This window comes from Streptomyces torulosus, from assembly GCF_001419765.1.
Taxonomy (GTDB): domain Bacteria; phylum Actinomycetota; class Actinomycetes; order Streptomycetales; family Streptomycetaceae; genus Streptomyces; species Streptomyces torulosus.
In genome coordinates this window covers 1-19,469 of sequence record NZ_LIRK01000177.1, presented here as the reverse complement: position 1 = coordinate 19,469, position 19,469 = coordinate 1, and the positions used below count along the sequence as shown (strand labels likewise).

Genomic DNA, 19,469 nt, shown 5'->3' with positions numbered 1-19,469 from the left:
AGATGTGTATAAGAGGAAGGGTACGGGGCGCCGGGCGGTGCGGGGCGCCTGGCGCCGGGCGGGTGCGGGGCGCCGAGGAGTACGCAGTGCAGGGCCTGCGGGCCGGTGCGCACGGCAGTCGGGGGCTCGGGCACGCGGGCCTGCCGAGAGGTGTCTCAGTGGCCCGGCAGTGTCTGTTCGGCCCAGATCACCTTTCCCTGAGGGGTGTATCTCGTTCCCCAGCGCTCCGTCAGGTGCGACACCAGGAACAGGCCCCGGCCGCCTTCGTCGGTCGTCGCCGCGTACCGCAGGTGCGGCGAGGTGCTGCTGCCGTCGGCGACCTCGCAGATCAGGGTGCGGTCGTGGATCAGTCTCAGATGGATCGGCTCGCAGCCGTAGCGGACCGCGTTGGTGACGAGTTCGCTCAGCACCAGTTCCATGCTGAAGCCGAGTTCCTCCAGCCCCCACGCGTCGAGCTGGGCGGTCGCCGCGGCGCGCACCCCGGCGACGGCGGCCGGGTCCGGTGGTACGTCCCACTCGGCGATCCGGTCCGGCGGCAGCGCGTGCGTGCGGGCGATGAGCAGCGCCACGTCGTCGGCGGGGCGCTCGGGCAGCAGGGACTCCAGCACCGCCCGGCAGCTGTCCTCCGGCGCGCGGTCGGGGTGGCCCGCCAGCGCCTTGCGCAGCAGGTCCATCCCTTCGTCGAGGTCGCGGCTCCGGTCCTCGACGAGGCCGTCGGTGTAGAGGACGAGCTGGGAGCCCTCGGCGATCTCCAGCTCCGCGGTCTGGAAGGGCATGCCGCCCAGGCCCAGCGGCGGGCCCGCCGGCAGATCGGGGAAGGTGACGTCGCCGTCGGGGTGGACCAGCGCGGGGGCCAGGTGCCCGGCGCGGGCCAGGGTGCAGCGGCGCGTCGTCGGGTCGTAGATCGCGTAGAGGCAGGTGGCGCCCACGACGGCGGCGGGGCTCTCCGTGCACGCCTCGTCCTGGTCGATGCGCCCGACCAGGTCGTCGAGGTGGCTCAGCAGTTCGTCGGGCGGCAGGTCGAGCGTGGAGAAGTTGTGCACCGCGGTCCGCAGCCGTCCCATGGTCGCGGCGGCATGCAGGCCGTGGCCGACGACGTCGCCGACGACCATCGCCACACGGCTGCCCGGCAGCGGGATCACGTCGAACCAGTCGCCGCTCACACCCGACTGGGCCGGGAGGTACCGGTAGCCGACGTCGACGGCGCTCTGCTCGGGCAGGCCCCGTGGCAGCAGGCTGCGCTGGAGGGTGACCGCCAGGGCGTGCTCGCGCGTGTACCGGCGGGCGTTGTCGATGCTGACGGCGGCGCGGGCCACCAGCTCCTCCGCGAGCGAGAGCTCCTCCTGGTCGAAGGGGTCGTGCTCCTTGGAGCGCCAGAAGTTGACCATGCCGAGGACGACACCGCGGGCCTGGATGGGGGCCGCGATGAGCGAGTGGATGCCGTATTCCACGATCTGCTCGGTGCGCTCGGGGTCCTGCAGGTGCCAGCCCGTCTCGGTCGACAGGTCGGCGACGAGTTCGGAGCGCCCGGAGCCGTAGCCGCGTGCCTGCGGTGTGGAGGGCAGGAAGTCGATCAGCCGGCCCTTCTCGTAGAGGGGCTGGTCGTCGCGGATGCCGCACACGGCGACGCGGCGCATGCCCTTCGCGGTGGCCGCCGGTTCCTCGCCGTGCAGGACGGCGTCGGCCAGGTCCACGGTGACGAAGTCGGCGAAGCGGGGCACGGCGATCCGGGCGAGTTCGTCGGCGGTCTGGATCACGTCCAGGGAGGTGCCGATGCCCAGCCCGGCGTCGTAGAGCAGCTTCAGCCGCTCGCCGGTGATCTCGGCCCGGCCGGAGACGGCGCGCAGCTCGGTGGAGTCGCGCAGCGTCACCACGGTGCCGCGGGGGCCTCCGCCACGGTCGGTGGGCCGCTGGTTGACCACCAGCAGCCGTGGCCCGGCGAGGTGCACCTCGTCGGTGGCCTCGCGGCCGGAGCCGAGCAGCGACGCCATCTCGGGTTCGAGGGACGGCAGGTCGGCGACCTGCCTGCCCTCCGCGTCGGGGGGCAGTTCCAGCAGCCGCCTGGCCTCGTCGTTGACGAGCAGCAGCCGGCCCTCGTCGCTGACGATGAGCACCCCTTCGCGCACGGAGTGCAGCACCGTGTCGTGGTGCTCGTACATACGGGACATCTCGTTGGGGGCCAGGCTGTGGGTCTGCCGACGCAGCCGCCTGCCGACGAGCGCGGTGGCGGCCGTGGCGACGCCGAGGGCGCCGGCCCCGGCGGTCAGGATGATCGGTATCTGCCGGTCCACCAGGCTGGTCACGTTCTTGACCTTCAGCCCGGCGGAGGCGAGGGCCACCACCTTGCCGCCGTCGTCCTTGATGGGCACGGTCGCCTGGACCTCGTGGCCGAGGGGGCCGTGCACGCTCTCGGTGTAGACCTTGCCCGCCAGTGACGGTGCGATCTCTCCCACGAACCGTTTCCCGATGCGGTCCGGCATGGGGTGGGTGTAGCGGATGCCCTCGGTGTCCATCACGACGACGAAGTCGACGCCCGCCGCCTTGCGGCCCGCCTCGGTGAGCGGTTGGAGGATCTTCGCGGGGTCGGGGGACTGGAGCGCGGACAGCACGCCCGGCGAGTGCGCGAACGTCTGCGCCACGGCTATGGATCTCCGTTTGGCCTCGGCGCTGGTGTGCCGCTGTGACTGCATGACGAGCGCGAAGACGGCGAATGCCACGAGCAGCACCACCAACGCCACCTGGAGGAGGAAGATCTGCCCCGCGACGCTCCGCGTGTTTCTTCGCACCAGAGACCACCGTGGCAATATGCGGCCGACTCGGACAAAACGGTCCTTCATCCGGCCTTTGTAACATCCCTCACCCATATAGTCACGGGCCCGCTCGCGGAGCGGACCGTACGCAGCGGCGATCGATCACTTCTCAAGCCACTTCGATCACTTCAGCCACTTCCGGCACGGATCAGTAGTTCTCCCTCATACGTCACTGCCGGAGCCCTCCTCATTCAGGTGATTTTCGTTCAGTAGGGCACTTCACGGCATCTACTATCCCGTCTCGTGACAGACGGGAAGATCCGGAAAACGACCGATGTGCTCATCCTCGGCGCCGGACCGGCCGGGCTCGTGCTCGGCAATCTCCTCCAGGACAGCGGCATCGACTGCGTCGTCCTGGAACGTGCCGAGCCCGCGCACCTGCGGACACGGGCACGCGCCGGGTTCCTGGCCGCCGGCACCGTAGGGATCCTGGAACGGCACGGGCTGGCCGAAGGGCTGCACCGGCACGGACAGGCCCACAGCACCTGCGAGTTCCGCACCATGGACGGCCGGTTCCGGCTGGACTACAGCCGGCTCGGTCGGGGCGAGCGGCACACCGTCCATCCCCAACAGCAGCTGGTCACCGACCTGTTGGAGCGGTTCACGGCCTCCGGCGGGCGCGTCGAGTTCGCCACCGAGGCCATGGCCGTCCTCGACGCCGACACCGGCCGGCCCACGGTGACCGTGCGCGACGCGGACGGGCGGCCCGCCACCTGGCGAGCACGGTACGTGGCCGGGTGCGACGGACGGCACGGCGCCGCACGGCGGTCGCTGCCGGCGGGCTCGGTACGCCGCCACCACCACGACCACGACGTGACCTGGCTCGGCCTGCTCGCCGAGGCGCCGCCCAGCCTGGACGCCGTCGGATACGCGGTGCACGAGCGGGGCTTCGCCGGGCACATGGCCCGCACGCGTGAGATCACCCGCTACTACCTGCAGTGCGAGCGCGGCACCCCGGCCGACGCCTGGCCCGAGGACCGGATCTGGGAGGAGCTGGAGCTGCGGATGCGGGCGACGGAGTACGGGCCGCTGCACCGGGGCCGCGTCACGCAGCGGGCCGTCGTCGACCTGGAGTCCGATGTGCTCGAACCGCTGCGTCACGGGGCGCTGTTCCTGGTGGGCGACGCCGCCGGCCTCATCAGCCCGTCCGCGGCGAAGGGCGCCAACCTCGCCGTCCTGGAGGCGTCGCTCCTCGCCCGCGCCCTCGCCGACGACCTCCTCCACGGCGATGCCGAGGGGCTCGACGCGTACTCCGCGCGGTGCCTGACGTACATCTGGCGGGCGCAGGAGTTCTCCCACTGGATGATCGGGCTGCTGCACGGCCCGTCCGGCTCGGACGGCGCCTCCCTGTTCCACAACTCCCTGCGGCGCTCCCGCCTCACCTCGCTGCGCACCTCACGCAGCCACCAGGACTGGTTCGCCGAGCACTACGTCGGCGTGTGAGGACGAGGTCTTCCCGCCGTCCACTCCGGGTCCCGGCCGCAGGTGCCTTCCTCCTGTCCGGCCTCTCGTCATCGGCTTCCGCCTCCGTCTCCGTTTCTTTCTCCGTCTCCGTTTCTGTCTCCGTCTCCGCTTGCGCTTTCGCTCTCCGCTTGCGCTTTCGCTTCCGCCTCCCCTTCCGCGTATCCGAATGAGGAATCAGATCACTTCACCCGGTGGTGTCGCCCCGCGCTCACCCGATGAAGTCGTTCCGGTGGCGCCTGAGGTGCTCGGCGGCCCTGCTCGCCAGACGCAGCTCGGCGCCTCCGGTGACCGCGTCGGCGAAACCGGGGGTGTGCGCGGCGAAGTGGTCGTACGCCGCCTCCCCGAAGACGGCGTAGGCGGCCGCGGCCTCCTCGGGGGCGTACGGCTGCGAAGCGGGCCGCTTCGCCGGGTCCAGGTGCGCGTGCCGGGCCCGCGCCTGACGGACCACCTGGTCGCCGCGTTCCGTCAGCACCGGCAGCCGGAGCTCTCTGGGGCTCTCGCCGTCCGGCAGGGCGAGCCCCCAGGCCACCACGATCATCGCGATCGACGTCCACCCCGCCACCAGTCCGTACCGCCAGTCCAGGAACACGTACGTCTCCAGCGCGGCGAGCGGCAGGGTGAGGGCGGCGACCGTCCGGGACCAGAAGAGGCAGGGCCGCTCGAAGTCGATGTACACCCCTCGGCCCCGTAGGTACCCCTCGGTCATGAGGTGGTCGGCGGTGGGATGCATGAGGCTGTGCGGGTCCGCGGAGGCGGGGTTCTGGTGGAACGCGCTGCTCCAGAGCTTCGCCTCCGCCTCGGACGCGCCGGGCCGGCACGTGTCGCGGTGCGCGAGCGCCAGGGTCGGGGTGCCGTCGTACTCCGTGTCCGGCTTCAGGATTCCGCGCGCCACCATGTCGGTGATCACCGTGAAGAACGCGCGATGGATGCTGCCGTCCCCTTGGGCGAGGACGGCGACGGCGGCGACCCCGAGCCGGAGGTCCTCGTCCGGTACGGCGTCGGCGGGCTCCGGCCGCGTGGCCCGGTGGCGGGCCAGGGCCTCCGCGACCGCCCGGGTGTGGATGCGCTGGTCGAGCGAGAGGGCCCCCAGCACGAGGAGCGCGTACCCCGCGGCGGAACCGGCCCATGCCACCCAGACGATCATCACGACAGTGTCGAGGACATGACCAGGCAGCGACAAGACATCTGCGGGGTCTCGTCGGAGTCGCGAGAGGCGTCAACCCCGTTGCTCCGCCGTCGGGTTGAGGCCCTCGGACCTCACGGCGGCGCGGGCGCCGTCTCAGTCGTCCGCATCCTCCGCCTCACGCGGCCAGACGGCGACGGCGACCAGCACGGCCGCCCACACCCCGAGCGGCGCGACCGGCCAGTAGTACGTCAGTTCCCCTTCCTGCGCACACCGCGCGCCCCAGATCGCGGACATGATCAACGCGCCGCCGAGCCAGTAGCGCCATTCCGCCAGCCAGTCCTTGAGGTCCTTGCGGTCCCGCTCCGCGCGGGTGGGGGCCGGTTCGGGCAAGTCGGCCACCAGCGGGGCGAGTTCGTCGGCCGTGCGCGCCCGCAGGGCGTGTTCCGCGCGGGACGCGTGCTCGTACGGTGCGAGCCGCCCCTCCGCCAACGCCGCCGCCAGCACGGCGAGCACCTCGTCACGGTCCCGGTCCGAGACCCGCACGGCCGGCACGGCACGCTCACGTCGGTCGTCCACCCCTGTCCCCCTTCGACACCGCTCCGCATCCACCGGATGACGCTTTAGAATACGACTGTATCTCAAAGAGGGGAGCCCGACCGATGCCCAGGACGGTCGACAGGGAGGAGCAGCGCCGGCACATCGGCACGGCCCTGCTCCGGCTGGTCTCCGAGCGCGGCCTCGACGAGGTCAGTGTGCGCACCGTGGCCGCCGCCGCCGGCCGCTCCCCCGGCGCCGTGCAGAAGTACTTCCGCACCAAGGAGGAGATGCTCGCCTTCGCCGCCGAACTGGCCGGGGAGCACGTCGAGCGCCGGATGGCCGGAGTCGACACCTCGCTGCCCCCGCGCCGGGCGCTGCGCGCGCTGATCCTGACCACGCTGCCCGTGGACGCCGAGCGGCGCGCCGAGGCCACCGCGCAGCTCGCCTTCGCCGTCCACGCGGCCCACCACCCCCGTCTGGCCGCGATCCGGCGGCAGGTCGACGAGGACGTCCGTCAGGCGCTGGCCGCCTGGCTGGAAGCGGCGGGGCACGGGGCCCACGCGACGGCGGTCGCCGACGCCGTGATCGCCCTGTCCGACGGCCTCGCCCTGCGCATGCTGTACGCCCCGCAGGAGCACGAGCACCTGCTCACCGTCCTGGACCATGCCCTGGACGCCTTGCTCCCGGCCCCACCAGCCATGGGATGAATCCAAAAAAAGTTTGTGGATCATGGCAACCCTTCGCGAGGCCTGTGACCACAAGGGAGCGGATCCGGTCAGTTCCGGTGCCCGGATCCGCCTTCTCTCGTGAACGGCTCGCAAGGAGAACGCCTCCCCATGAAGAACCCCACGCACGGCGGGCGCCGCGGGCGCCACCGCCGTCGCTGGACCGCCACCGCCGTACTGCTCGGCGCGCCCCTCGCCGTCGTGCCGTACCTTCTGTTCACCCAGGAGGACTCGCAGGCCGCGACGATCGACGGCGACGCCTTCTACAAGCTCGTGTCCGTGCGCAGCGGCAAGGTGCTCGACGTCAACGGCTTCTCGACCGCCGACGGCACCCGCATCCAGCAGTGGACCGACCAGAACACCGCCAACCAGCAGTGGCGGCTGAAGCCCGCCGGGGGCGGCTACTACGAGCTGGTGAACCGCAACAGCGGCAAGGTGCTGGGTGTCGCCCGCAACTCGACCGCGAAGTCCGCCGCCACCGAGCAGCAGACCGACAGCTCCGCGACGTCCCAGGAGTGGCGGATCGACGACGTGAGCGGCTCGTCCGGCGCCGTCACCCTCACGTCCCGCAGGAGCGGCCACGTCCTCGACGTCTCCGGGGGCTCCACGGCCCAGGGCGCGGCGGTCATCCAGTATCCCGGCAAGGGCGGCACCAACCAGCAGTGGAAGCTGGTGAAGGTGGGCGGGACCGGGGCGTCCGGGACCGACGGCACGCAGACCACGGCCAAGACCGGACCGTACCGGTGGAAGAACGCCCAGGTGGTGGGTGGCGGTTACGTCACCGGTCTGGTGTTCAACCAGAAGGAGAAGGGCCTGCTGTACGCGCGCACCGACATGGGTGGCGCCTACCGCTGGGACACCGGGGCCGAGCAGTGGATCCCGCTGACCGACTGGATCGGCGAGAAGGACTGGAACCTTCTGGGCATCGACTCGCTGGCCACCGACCCCGTCGACCCCGACCGGCTCTACCTGGGGGCGGGCACCTACACCAACGACTGGGCGGGCAACGGCGCGATCCTGCGCTCCACCGACCGGGGCCGCACCTTCAAGCGCACCGAGCTGCCCTTCAAGCTGGGCGGCAACGAGGACGGCCGCGGGGCGGGCGAGCGGCTGGTGGTCGACCCCGCGAACAACGCCAACCTGCTCCTCGGCAGCCGCAAGAACGGCCTGTGGCGCAGCACCGACCACGGCGCGACCTGGAAGCAGGTCTCCTCGTTCCCGGTCAAGGACGGGGCGGGCAGCGGAGCCGGTATCTCCTTCGTGACGTACGGCAAGGCCGGCAGCAAGACCATCTACGTCGGTGTCGGTGACAAGTCCACCTCCCTGTACCGCTCCACCGACGGCGGCGGCACCTGGCAGGCCGTCTCCGGGCAGCCCACCGGCCAGCTGCCGCAGCACGGCGTGCTCTCCGGTGACGGCTCGCTGTACCTGACGTACACCAACGCCCTCGGCCCCAACGGCGTGACCGGGGGCTCGGTGTGGAAGTACACGCCGACCACCGGGGCGTGGAAGAACGTCTCCCCCTCCCAGGGCAGCTACGGGTTCTCCGGTCTGGCCGTCGACCCGCGCAAGCCCTCCACGGTGATGGTCACCACCCTCGGCCGCTGGTGGCCCGAGGACGAGATCTACCGGAGCACCGACGGCGGCGCGAACTGGAAGGCACTGGCCGACAAGTCGGTGCGCAGCGCCACCGCCGCTCCCTACGTCGGCACCCACACCGGGCACTGGATGACCGCCCTGGCCATCGACCCCTTCGACTCCGGGCAGGCGCTGTACGGCACCGGCAACGGCATCCTGCGCAGCAAGGACGCCAACGCCTCCGACAGCGGCGGCACCAGCCACTGGAGCATGGGCGCCCGAGGGCTGGAGGAGACCGCGCTGATGGACGCGATCGCCCCTCCGGGCGGCGCCGCCGTCATCACCGCCATGGGCGACCAGGGGGGTTTCCGGCACGACTCCCTGACCAAGGTGCCCTCCGGGCGGCTGAACAACCCGATGATGACCAACAGCACCGACATCGACTTCGCCCAGTCGAAGCCCTCGATGATGGTCCGCGTCGGCCGTGGCGGCAAGCAGGACGGCGCGTACTCCACCGACGGCGGCGTCAGCTGGAACGGCTTCAAGGCGGAGCCGGTGGCCTCCGCCCAGGACGGTCACATCGCGCTCTCGGCGGACGGCTCCACCATCGTCTGGACCGAGGCCGGTGAGGCCCCGTACCGCTCGACCGACAACGGGGCGAGCTGGTCGAGGGTCGGCGGCCTGGGCAACGGCGCCGTGGTCGTCGCCGACCGCTCCTCGGCCAGGACGTTCTACTCGCTGTCCGGCGGCACGCTCCACGCCAGCACCGACGGCGGCGCCACCTTCACCGCCCGCGCTCAGGGCCTGCCCTCCGGCCGGCTCACGGCCGTTCCCGGCATCGCCGGGGACCTCTGGATCGCCGGCGGCGGCAAGGGGCTGCTGCACTCCACCGACGGCGGCCGCACCTTCACCACGCTCAAGTCGGTGCAGTCCGCGTCCGCCCTCGGCTTCGGCAAGGCCAAGTCGGGCGCCGACTACCAGACGCTGTACCTGATCGGCACGGTCAAGGACGTCACCGGAGTCTTCCGCTCCACCGACAAGGGCGCCACGTGGCTCCGCGTCAACGACGACGCCCACCAGTGGGGCGCGATCGGCGGCGTCGGTGTCGTCACCGGCGACCCCGACACCTTCGGCCGGGTCTACGTCGGCACCAACGGACGCGGTCTGCAGTACGGCGACCCGTCCTGATCCCACCCCGTCCCCGACGCCCGAGCGGGGCCGCGGCCACCACGGTCCGCGGCCCCGCCCCGGGCCCGGGGGACCCGCCCGCGGGTCAACGGACCCGGTTCGCCAGTCGGGTGGCGTTGTTGAGCAGGTGCTCCAGCGGGCCGCGGCGGAAGAAGCGGGACCAGGTCGCCGCGAACAGGGTGGCGCCGAGGACGAAGCAGAACAACAGCGTGGCGGAGGCGGACTGCGGCGGGGTGGCCGATTCGCCGGGCAGGGCGAGGATCACCAGGATGTGGCCCACGTAGAGGGTCAGGGACATGGTGCCGACGGCGATGACCGGCGCCGCCAGCCGGCGCAGCACCGGCAGCCGGTCCAGCGCCACCGTCAGACACAGCAGCACCGTGATCGCGATGCCCAGGCTGCCGATGAGGTCGAACGTGGACCCGGTGTGCGGCTCGGCCGCCAACAGCCCCCAGGCGTCGGGGCCCCACAGCCCGCTGCCGACCGGCATGTCGAAGGCTCCCGCCGACGCGCCGGCGTCCTTCAGGGCCTCGAAGTCCTTCATGTCGGGCATCGTGGCCGCGATCTCCTTGTCGCCGCCGGTCAGCCGGAGCACCAGCCAGGAGACGCCGTAGCCGAACGCGATCAGCGCGGGACCGACCACGGCCAGCCGCCGCCGCACCGTGCCGGAGGACAGGTCCAGCCGGCCCAGCGCCATACCGGTGACGACGAACGTCATCCAGGTGATCGCCGGGTAGAGGCCGGTGAGGAAGAAGTCGAGCACGCCCACCCCGGAGAGCTGGGCGATCGGGTCGTACCCGTCGATGGTGGTCACCATCGACTCGGTGAGCAGCGCACGGAGGGCGTACGCGAGCTGCGGTGTGACGAACGCGAGGGCGACCGCGATGATCGCGAGGGTCCTGGCCCGCAGCCGCAGCAGGGGCAGGGCCAGCAGGAAGTACACGGCGTAGAAGTTGAGGATGCCGGCGCCGCCGAAGTTGGTCATCGCCAGCGCGGTGCCCACCACCAGCAGGATCACCGCCCGGATGACGATCCGGGCCCTCGCCTGACGGCCCGCCAGGCCGGTCTTGGGCTCCAGGCGGCCGGCGATCAGCATCAGCGAGAACCCGGCGAGGGTGGCGAACAGGGCCGACGCCCGGCCGCTCGCCAGCCCCAGGAACCAGTCGCCGACCCCGCCGTCGGGGTCGGGGAAGGGGCCGACGTGCACGGCGAACATGCCGAACACGGCGAGGGCGCGGGCGAGGTCCACCCCGACCAGTCGCGCCAGCGGCGCGGCACCCGCCGGTGCCGCGGTGGCGCCGTCCTTCGACGCGGCACCCGCCAGGGGTAGGGCGTCGTCCGGCGCGGCGGCCCCGGCCCTTCCGGTGGTCTCCCCCGCCGCGTCGGGTTCGGGTAAGTCTCGTGGGGGCGCCTTCGCGGCGCTGTCGATCTCGGTCACCGGGACAACGTTGCCGAGGCACCGGAGCGGCCAACCATCCGATGGCTCACGGGAGTCGCCCCGCCGACCGGCCCCCGCCACCCCGCCGGTCGGCGGGGTGGCGGGGGCCGGACAAGGGCGAGGGGACGCGGCCTCAGACCGTCGGCGCGACCCCGGTCAGCAGGCGGCCCATCGCGGCGAGCACCGACGGCTCGACCCGGTAGTACACCCAGGTGCCGCGCCGCTCGGAGGTGAGCAGACCGGCCTCCTTGAGCTTCTTCAGGTGGTGGGAGACGGTCGGCTGCGAGACGCCCACGTCGGAGATGTCGCACACGCACGCCTCGCCGCCCTCGTGGGAGGCCACGGCGGAGAACAGCCGCAGGCGCACGGGATCGCCGAGGGCCTTGAACATCCGTGCGGCCGTCTCGGCCTCCTCCGCGGTGAACGGGCGCTCGGTGAGCGGCGGGCAGCAGGGCGCCACGGCCTCGTCGGCGGCGGGCTCCAGCAACGGCAGCGCCTTGGTGTTCGACATACGTCTATGTTGACACGCATCGAACCAGCGACCGTGAACCCACCTAATTCGATGGATGTCTATGTTGACGCTCATCGATACGGGTGCCATGCTGGGCGGCAGATGAGATAGACGAACATCGAAACAAAGGGGAATCCCGTGACCGCGTCCAGCACCAGCGCGCTCACCGACGACCGGCTGCCCGTCGTGGTCGTCGGCGCCGGACCCGTCGGCCTGGCCGCCGCCGCCCACCTCGTCGAACGCGGACTGGACCCCCTGGTCCTGGAGGCCGGTCCGGCCGCGGGCAGCGCCGTACGGGAGTGGGCGCACGTCCGGCTGTTCTCCCCCTGGGGCGAGGTCGTCGACCCGGCCGCCGAGAAGCTGCTCGCCCCGACCGGCTGGGTCCGCCCCGACGCCGCCGCGTACCCGACCGGCGGCGAATGGGCCGAGCGCTACCTCCAGCCCCTCGCCGACACCCTCGGCGACAAGGTCCGCTACGGCACGACGGTGACCGGGATCGCCCGCGCCGGACGCGACCGCGTCGTCGACTCCGGGCGCGACGAGCAGCCGTTCACCGTGCACGTCCGGTCCGCCGACGGCCGTGAGGAGCGGCTCACCGCCCGCGCCGTCATCGACGCCTCCGGCACATGGTCCGTTCCGGGCCCCCTGGGTGCCGACGGTCTCCCCGCGCTCGGCGAGCGGGCGGCCGCCGACCGTGTCGCGTACCGCGTCCCCGACCTGGGCGATCCCGACGTACGCGCCCGTCATGCCGGCCGGCGCACCGCCGTGGTCGGCTCGGGCGCCTCCGCCTTCACCGCCCTCGCGCTCCTCGCCGACCTGGCGGAGCGGGAGGACGGCACGCACACGGTGTGGGTCCTGCGGCGCGGCATCGGGGCGAACACCTTCGGGGGCGGCGAGGCCGACCAGCTCCCCGCCCGGGGCGCGCTGGGGTTGCGGGCCAAGGCCGCCGTCGACGCCGGCCACGCGAGCGCCGTCACCGGGTTCCGTACACAGGCTGTGGAACGCGCGGGGGACGGCCGGCTCGTCCTGGTCGCGGAGGACGGCCGCCGCCTCGACCCGGTCGACGAGATCGTCGTCCTGACCGGATTCCGCCCCGACCTGTCGTTCCTCTCCGAACTCCGCCTCGGCCTCGACGAACGCCTCCAGGCCCCCACCGCGCTCGCCCCGCTGATCGACCCCAACGTCCACTCCTGCGGCACGGTGTACCCGCACGGCGTGAAGGAGCTGTCCCACCCCGAGCGGGGCGTCCACCTGGTCGGCATGAAGTCCTACGGCCGCGCCCCCACCTTCCTCGCCATGACCGGCTACGAGCAGGTCCGCTCGGTCGCCGCCGCCCTCGCCGGGGACCACGAGGCGGCCGAGCGCGTGGAACTCACCCTTCCCGAGACCGGGGTGTGCGGCGGCACGGGCCTGTTCGACGAGCCCGACGCGACGGGGACCGACGAGGGCGGCGGCTGCTGCGGGGCCCCCGCCACACTCCAGATCGGCGCCGCCCCGAGCGCCGCCTCCGGCGGCTGCTGAACACCCCGCCCGCCCGCCGGAACCGGCAGCGAGACGAGACTCCTCCCTACCGTCCTGACGGGCCGGCCACCCTCTCCCCTTCACCCGCGTGAGCTTGCCTTTTCCCCTCCGTGCCCCCGGCTTCGAGGCCGCCGCCCCCTGATAGGATCCGGCCATTTGTGCGAGGGCATGGGCCCTCGCGGGGGAGGGAACCTACGTGGGCAGACACGCCCCGGGACGGGGCGGACCGGCCGCCGCCGTCACCTCGTTGGCGGTCCTCGTGGCCGCGTCCGCCGTCGCCCTGACGACGGGCGGCGGCTCCGCGCAAGCGACCGACGGCGACACCACCGCGATCACACTGGTCGACCCGAGCACCAGCACACCGCGCACCGACCGCCCGTACGTGGCCGGGGACAGCGGCTTCCTGCACCGGCAGACGGGCAGGGCGGGGATGCTGTGGACGGACTACGCGACGGGGCGGACCGTCACCGTCGAGAGGGGCGACGGCAGCGTCTACGTGCCCGTCTCCACCTGCTCCCTCACCGCCGAGTGCCGGCCCGCGTGGTTCGGGTCGGACAGCGACGTGGTCGCGCTCGGGCCGGCCTCGCTGACGTCCGCGTCGACCGTCACCCTCTGGGACCCGGCCACCCGCACCACCCGGAGCCTGAGCTGGAACGGCTCCACCACCGACGGCTACTACCGGGGCATGGCCGGAGACACGGTCGTCACCGGCCGCGCCCTGATCGACGTCGTCGACGGCACCAAGCGGGTCCGCAAGGTGACCGGCGAGCCGACGAACCTCCAGGACAAGGAGGTCGTCGCCGCCGACGCCGAGGGCGTGCTGTGGACACGCGGCGGCGCCATCGACTACATCGACGTCGAGTCGGCCGTGAACGCCCACGCGTTCACCGACACGACCGCCGCCGATCACCACGTCATGAGCGAGGACCACGTCGGCTGGTACGACGAGGACACCGCCGTACTGCACCTGAAGTCCCGCGCCGACCTCTCCGCCGCCGAGCGGGTCGTCACGCTGCCCGCCCACCCGGGCGCGCTCGACGGCGACCCGGTCCTGGTCGGCCACTGGCTGCTGCTGCCGCTGGCCTCCGACGCGCTCGGCTCCCGGCTGGTCGCCGTCGACGTGGACGCCCCCTCCGAGCAGCGGACGCTGCTGGCGAGCGCCGGCGCGTACACGCTGGCGGCCCGCGACCGCAGCGCGCTGGTCTCCGGCGGCACCGACGCCAACGACTGGTGGGTGCAGCGGGTGAGCCAGACCGACGACGGCTCGCTGGAGGTGACGAAGGTCCGGCATGCCCCGGCGCTGGAGAACACCAAGACGGGCATCGCGCTCAGCCGCGGCAGCCTGCGCGTCGCCGAGGACGACCCGGCCGCCGTCGCGGACACCACGTCCGTACGCACCCTCACCACCGACGGCTCCGCCACGCTGACGGCGTCCGAGGCCACGGCGAGCGGTTCCGTCCGCTCCGCCCTCTGCCCGTACGAGGGCGTCACCTGCTCGGCGCTGTGGGGCAACCTCGACGCCCACGACGTGTACCTCGACGCGAACGGCGGCACCGACGAGGGCGAGTCCATCGGCGACGACCGGCTCGTGGAGATCGGCGGCCACTCCCTCGACTTCGGCGGGCAGGGCGGCCGGATCGTCGACGTCTCCGACGACTACGCCGTGTTCGACTCCGGCGGCACCACGCCGCAGCAGTACCTCGGCGAGTTCGGCCAGGGCCAGAAGCTGAAGCGGTCGGTGCGCGCCGCGGCCCTGAACGGCTCCACCCTCTGGAGCGCCACCACCACCGCGGGCAAGCTCACCTCGTACAGCATTCCGCTGGAGAAGACGCTCAGCACGGTGACCGTACCGGGCCTGGCCTGCGTGCCGAGCGAACTCCAGGCGGCGGGCCGCTGGGTGTACTGGGCCTGCGGGACGGAATCGGCGGGCGTGTACGACACCGTGGCCGGGACGTCGAAGGCGGTGACGCCGGGTGATGTGCTCCTCGGCGACGGTTTCACCGTCCGCCACGACCACGGCGCGGGGACGCTGGTCCTCACCGAGGCGGCCACCGGCACCACCCGCACCATCGCCTCGGACCTGGCCGACCAGGGCCTGAGCGCGGACCGCCGCTACCGGTGGACGGTCGACGAGTACACCGGGCTGGTCGCCTGGTTCGACGACTACGAGCGCACGCACGTCACCACCACCGGCATCGCACCGTCCGCGGTGACGGCCTTCGAGACGTCGGCCGGCAGCTACGTCGACCCCGGGATGCCCTTCGAGGGCTGGTGGGTGCTGTCCCGCCCGGTCACCTCCTGGTCGCTCACCTTCACCTCGGTGCAGAGCGGCGCGAACGGCAAGGCCACCCGCACCCTCACCGGCAGCGCGACCCCGGGCCGGGTGACCGCCACCTGGGACGGCAGGACCGCGAGCGGGGCCCACTTCCCCAACGGCCACTTCACCTGGACCCTGCGGGCGACCGGCCTCGGCACGGCCGCGGCGGTCACGGTGACCGACGGCGAGGGCTACCTCCAGCGCGGGGCCGCCGTGCGCCGCGACTTCGTCAGCCCGGAGGGCCCCGACGGCCGCGGGGACCTGCTCACCCTCAACTCCTCGGGCGGGCTGACCTTCCACAGCGGCACCGGCACGGGCGGGCTCGGCGACAAGTACACGGGCACCGGCTGGCCGACGACCGTCAAGGCCGTCCCCTTCGGCGACCTGAGCGGCGACCGCTGCAACGACGTCCTCGTGCGCTACAGCAGCGGCGCACTGCGGCTGTACAAGCCGGGCTGCGGGGCGGCCGTCAAGCCGTCGACGTCGTACACGACCCTCGCGACCAGCGGCTGGACGCAGTACGACGTCCTGACGTCGCCCGGCGACGCGAGCGGCGACGGCCGCCCGGACCTGATCGCGAGGAACTCCTCCACCGGAACGGTCTACCTCATGAAGGGCACCGGTGACGGCAAGCTCGCCTCCCGCGTGAAGCTCTACGACAACTGGAAGGGCTACAAGAAGATCGTCGGCGCCGGCGACCTCACCGGCGACGGCAGGGCGGACCTCCTGGCCCAGGACGCGTCGAACAACCTGTACCGCTACGACGGCAAGGGCGACGGCACGTTCGCGGCCCGCGTCAAGGTGCTGTCGAACTGGGGCGGCTCGTACGACGCGATCGTCGGTGTCGGCGACCTCACGGACGACGGCCGCCCGGACCTGGTCGCCCGCGACACCAGCGGCAACCTGTGGCGCAACAGCGGCGACGGCAAGGGCTCGTTCGGGTCCCGGACCCGGATCGCGACCGGCTGGAGCGGCTACAAGTCCCTCTCCTAGGCGGAGCGGGCGGACGACGGCCGGGGCCGGCGGTGGACGGGGAACGCTCCGTCACCGCCGGCCCCGGCCGTTCGTCCCCCTTTCGGGAGACATGGCCCACAGGCACTGAAGAACACGTCCTTCACGGGGTATCCGTACGCGTGCAGGCGATGACGGTATCCAACTGTTGTCGTTTGACAATAATAGCCGTGAGACAACAAAGTAACCGTGTCGGACGGGCACGGGGAAGGACATGGGATGCTCCGGTGGACGGGGACCGCTCCGTGCGCGGGTCGCCGTCGCGGTCGGGCGACGGTGCCGCCGACGCCGCTCGGCATCGCTCAGGCGGTCCGGCTGCTGGAGTCCGCGGCCTCGTCGTGGATCTGCGTGGCCGCGGTGGCACAGAAGGACTCCAGCCCTTCCAGCAGGGCGGTCCGCTTGGCCGCGGGCATGTCCGCCAACACCTTCCGCAGCTCCCGCTCCCTGCGGGTCCTCAGGTCGGCGAGGAAGGAGCGACCCCGGCTGCTGAGGTGCAGCCGCACCTCGCGCCTGTCCTCCGCGCCCACCTCCCGCTCGATGAACCCCGCCGCGTGCAGCCGGTCGCACAGCCGGCTCGTGGACGGCGGCGTCGACGCCAGCGTCTCCGCCAGGGTGCGCAGGTTGATGCCGTCCTGGTGCTCGAGTATGTGCAGGACACGCAGCTGGGACGCCGAGGTGGGCGCGGTGGAGGCACGGCCCCACACGACTTCCAGCAGCTCGACGGCCGTCGTGGTCACACGCGCGACCTCGTCAGGCTCTGGGCGGCGGCGGAAGGCAGTCACGGTCACACTCTCGCAGGCGCTGGGCTGACTGTCAGCGTACTAGGGACCTCGGCGCGCACGCGGACGTGGATGCCCCGAGCGCCCGGCACGACCCGTCCGGCCCCGGCCTCACAGCGCAGGCACGCATCCCGCGGAGAAAGATTGGTGTATCGCCCGTCATGAAGAGATTCCTGGCCGCCGAGCGCGCGCTGCGCACCGCGGCTCCCCACGCGTTGCTCGACGCCGCGCGTTCCGTACTGGCCGAGCAGTACGGGGCGGAGGAGACCGAGCTGTTCATGGCCGACTACAGCCTGACCGTGCTCCAGCCGGTGTCGGTCCTGCCCCACACCCTGGAGCCGGTGTCGGTGCACAACACCACGGTCGGCCGGGCCTTCGGTTCGCAGAAGCCGCACCACGAGGAGCGGCCCGGCGGGCGGACGCGCCTCCACCTGCCGGTCAGCGTGCGCGGCGACCGGCTCGGCGTCCTGTCCGTCACCCTGCCCGACGCCGCCGCTCGGGAATGGGAGTCCGAACTCGCCGAGATCGCCGACGTCCTCGGACACGAGGTGCTCGTCGCCGAGCGGGACACCGACCTCTATCTGCAGACGCGCCGCAAGGACCGGCTCACCCTGGCCGCCGAGATGCAGTGGCAGCTGCTGCCCGGCCGCTCCTGCTCCCGCCCCGAGTACGACCTGGGCGCCCAGCTGGAGCCCGCCTACGCCATCTTCGGCGACAACTTCGACTGGTCCGCCACCGCCGACCGGCTGACGCTGTACGTCACCAACGGCATGGGCGAGGGCATAGAGGCGTCGCTGCTGACGAACCTGGCCATCAACGCCCTGCGCAACGCCCGCCGGGCCGGCATCTCCATCGCCGACCAGGCCGCCCTGGCCGACCAGGCCGTCTACGCCCACTACCGGGGCCGCTGCTATCTCTCCGTCCTGATGTTCGACTTCGACCTGGTCACCGGACACACGAGCGTCGTGGACGCGGGCTCGCCCCAGCTGCTGCGGCTGCGCTCCGGCACGGTGGAGCGCGTCACGTTCGACGCCCAACTGCCCCTCGGCATGTTCGAGGAGACCGACTACGTGGCCCAGGACTTCCACGTCGAGCCCGGCGACCGGCTCGTCTTCGTCAGCGACGGCGTCCACGGGGTGGCCTCGCCGAAGGGGGAGGCGTACGGGGACACGGCCCTCGCGCGGGCCATCCACTCCACCCGGCTGCTGCCCGCGGCCGAGGTGCCGCGCGCGATCCTGCGGGAGCTGACCGGCCACCGCGGCGAGGCCCTGGCGGACGACGACGCCCTCGTCGTCTGCCTGGACTGGCGCGGGAGGCCTCCGGCCGAATGACCGGCGGGCGGGGCGCGGCAGGGCGGGGCCATGGGGACAACCTCCGTGTGGCACACGTGCGTTGTCCGGCCCTCGAACCCCGCGCTACTGTTGCTATACGGCAATGATTGCCTGATGGCTTGCCTTTCGGTCGGCCGCGGGGCTCGCGGCAGGGAGACACGCACGTGACGGAGAGCGAAACGACCGCCGCGGTGACGCGGGAGCCGAGCCGGTTCCCGGCGGCGGACGCGACGGCCGACGTGCGGACGCCCGCCCTGGAGGCCGTGGGGACGGCGACCGGGGCCGAGGCCGGCGCCACTGCCGTGTGCGGCGGCGGCTGCGGCTGTGACGGGCGCTGCGACTGCGGCTACGGCAACGGCTGCGACCGGAGCTGCGGTTGCCGCGGGGAAACGGTCACGCTGCCCTGCCGGCGGCTGCCGGAGGCCGCGCGCACCCTCGCCTCCCACCGCGCCGTCGTCGGAGCGAGCTCGCGGTGACCGGCTCCCCCGCCGGATCCACCGCCGCCCCGTCGGCGGCCCCGCCCATCCTCCGGGAAGGGGGTGCGTGATGCATGCCGCGAACGACTCGACCACGCGTCTTCCCATCGCCTCGGACGCCGATCTGGCCTGGGTGCGCCAGCAGGTGCGCCACTCCGCCGCCGACGTCGGGTTCGGGCTGGTCCAGCAGACGAAGCTGGTGACGGCGGCCAGCGAACTCGCCCGGAACACGCTCGTCCACGGGGGCGGGGGGCACGCCGAGATCACCACGCTGGACGACCGCGGCCGACGCGGGCTGCGGCTCTCCTTCGTCGACACCGGTCAGGGCATCCGCGACATCGACCTGGCCATGAGCGACGGGTACACCACCGGCGGCGGACTGGGCATGGGCCTCGGCGGCGCCAGACGCCTCGTCGAGGACTTCACGGTGGACAGCCACCCCGACACCGGCACGACGGTCACGGTAACCGAGTGGCTCCCGGAGGTACCCGCGCCGCGGTCTGGGTCGGCGTAAGCGGAGGGGCGGGGGAGAGGCGGCTCGGCTGGGGAGACGGGGACTACCCGAAGCCGGGGGCCGGAAAGCCGGAGTGGTCCGAAGGTCCAGAGCGGTCGGCCCGCCGGACGCGACGCGGTCAACTCCAGGGGCCATCGGTGTCC

14 protein-coding genes are annotated in these 19,469 nt (G+C 72.5%); 8 read left to right on the top strand and 6 right to left on the bottom strand.

Annotated features, from left to right (window positions below):
- Positions 1-155: 155 nt before the first annotated feature.
- Positions 156-2,837 carry a SpoIIE family protein phosphatase gene (locus AOK23_RS12730; RefSeq protein WP_206336189.1) on the bottom strand — a complete coding sequence of 894 codons (2,682 nt, stop codon included), beginning with the start codon at positions 2,835-2,837 and terminating at the stop codon, positions 156-158.
- A 249-nt stretch (positions 2,838-3,086) separates the two neighbouring features.
- Between AOK23_RS12730 and AOK23_RS12725 the strand changes: the two genes are divergently transcribed.
- Complete coding sequence (locus AOK23_RS12725; RefSeq protein WP_055712826.1) at positions 3,087-4,253, top strand: 4-hydroxybenzoate 3-monooxygenase; 1,167 nt, start codon at positions 3,087-3,089, stop codon at positions 4,251-4,253.
- 229 nt (positions 4,254-4,482) lie between these two features.
- On the opposite strand, the gene AOK23_RS12720 is transcribed toward AOK23_RS12725, so the two are convergent.
- Both AOK23_RS12720 and AOK23_RS12715 read right to left on the bottom strand, forming a co-directional pair.
- A complete protein-coding gene (locus AOK23_RS12720; protein ID WP_055712825.1) occupies positions 4,483-5,418 on the bottom strand; it encodes a hypothetical protein in 936 nt (311 codons plus the stop codon).
- A gap of 135 nt (positions 5,419-5,553) precedes the next feature.
- Positions 5,554-5,976, bottom strand: coding sequence for a DUF1707 SHOCT-like domain-containing protein (locus AOK23_RS12715; RefSeq protein ID WP_055712824.1), 423 nt, complete (start codon positions 5,974-5,976; stop codon positions 5,554-5,556).
- An 83-nt stretch (positions 5,977-6,059) separates the two neighbouring features.
- On the opposite strand from AOK23_RS12715, the gene AOK23_RS12710 reads away from it, so the two are divergent.
- Both AOK23_RS12710 and AOK23_RS12705 read left to right on the top strand, forming a co-directional pair.
- Positions 6,060-6,644 (top strand): TetR/AcrR family transcriptional regulator, encoded by a 585-nt coding sequence (locus AOK23_RS12710; RefSeq protein ID WP_055712823.1) that lies wholly within the window; start codon positions 6,060-6,062, stop codon positions 6,642-6,644.
- A 129-nt stretch (positions 6,645-6,773) separates the two neighbouring features.
- On the top strand, positions 6,774-9,428 hold the full coding sequence (locus AOK23_RS12705; RefSeq protein ID WP_055712822.1) for an RICIN domain-containing protein: 2,655 nt from the start codon (positions 6,774-6,776) through the stop codon (positions 9,426-9,428).
- An 85-nt stretch (positions 9,429-9,513) separates the two neighbouring features.
- Here the strand turns inward: AOK23_RS12705 and AOK23_RS12700 are convergent, their stop codons facing one another.
- Positions 9,514-10,866 carry a DUF418 domain-containing protein gene (locus AOK23_RS12700; RefSeq protein ID WP_079049448.1) on the bottom strand — a complete coding sequence of 451 codons (1,353 nt, stop codon included), beginning with the start codon at positions 10,864-10,866 and terminating at the stop codon, positions 9,514-9,516.
- Between the two features lie 133 nt (positions 10,867-10,999).
- Positions 11,000-11,377 (bottom strand): ArsR/SmtB family transcription factor, encoded by a 378-nt coding sequence (locus AOK23_RS12695; RefSeq protein ID WP_055712821.1) that lies wholly within the window; start codon positions 11,375-11,377, stop codon positions 11,000-11,002.
- Between the two features lie 138 nt (positions 11,378-11,515).
- Here AOK23_RS12695 and AOK23_RS12690 point away from each other — a divergent pair, with 138 nt between their 5' ends.
- Entirely contained in the window at positions 11,516-12,898 is a 1,383-nt protein-coding gene (locus AOK23_RS12690; protein WP_055712820.1) for an FAD-dependent oxidoreductase, read from the top strand.
- Between the two features lie 196 nt (positions 12,899-13,094).
- Positions 13,095-16,208 (top strand): FG-GAP repeat domain-containing protein, encoded by a 3,114-nt coding sequence (locus tag AOK23_RS12685; RefSeq protein WP_055712819.1) that lies wholly within the window; start codon positions 13,095-13,097, stop codon positions 16,206-16,208.
- Between the two features lie 320 nt (positions 16,209-16,528).
- On the opposite strand, the gene AOK23_RS12680 is transcribed toward AOK23_RS12685, so the two are convergent.
- Positions 16,529-16,963, bottom strand: a complete 435-nt coding sequence (locus AOK23_RS12680) for a MarR family winged helix-turn-helix transcriptional regulator (RefSeq protein WP_055712818.1) — start codon at positions 16,961-16,963, stop codon at positions 16,529-16,531.
- 203 nt (positions 16,964-17,166) lie between these two features.
- On the opposite strand from AOK23_RS12680, the gene AOK23_RS12675 reads away from it, so the two are divergent.
- The 3 genes from AOK23_RS12675 (at position 17,167) to AOK23_RS12665 (ending at position 19,326) form a co-directional block, all read left to right on the top strand.
- Positions 17,167-18,336 (top strand): PP2C family protein-serine/threonine phosphatase, encoded by a 1,170-nt coding sequence (locus tag AOK23_RS12675; protein ID WP_055712817.1) that lies wholly within the window; start codon positions 17,167-17,169, stop codon positions 18,334-18,336.
- A 164-nt stretch (positions 18,337-18,500) separates the two neighbouring features.
- Complete coding sequence (locus AOK23_RS47815; protein ID WP_055712816.1) at positions 18,501-18,812, top strand: hypothetical protein; 312 nt, start codon at positions 18,501-18,503, stop codon at positions 18,810-18,812.
- 70 nt (positions 18,813-18,882) lie between these two features.
- On the top strand, positions 18,883-19,326 hold the full coding sequence (locus AOK23_RS12665) for an ATP-binding protein (protein ID WP_055712815.1): 444 nt from the start codon (positions 18,883-18,885) through the stop codon (positions 19,324-19,326).
- The last annotated feature ends 143 nt before the right edge of the window (positions 19,327-19,469 follow it).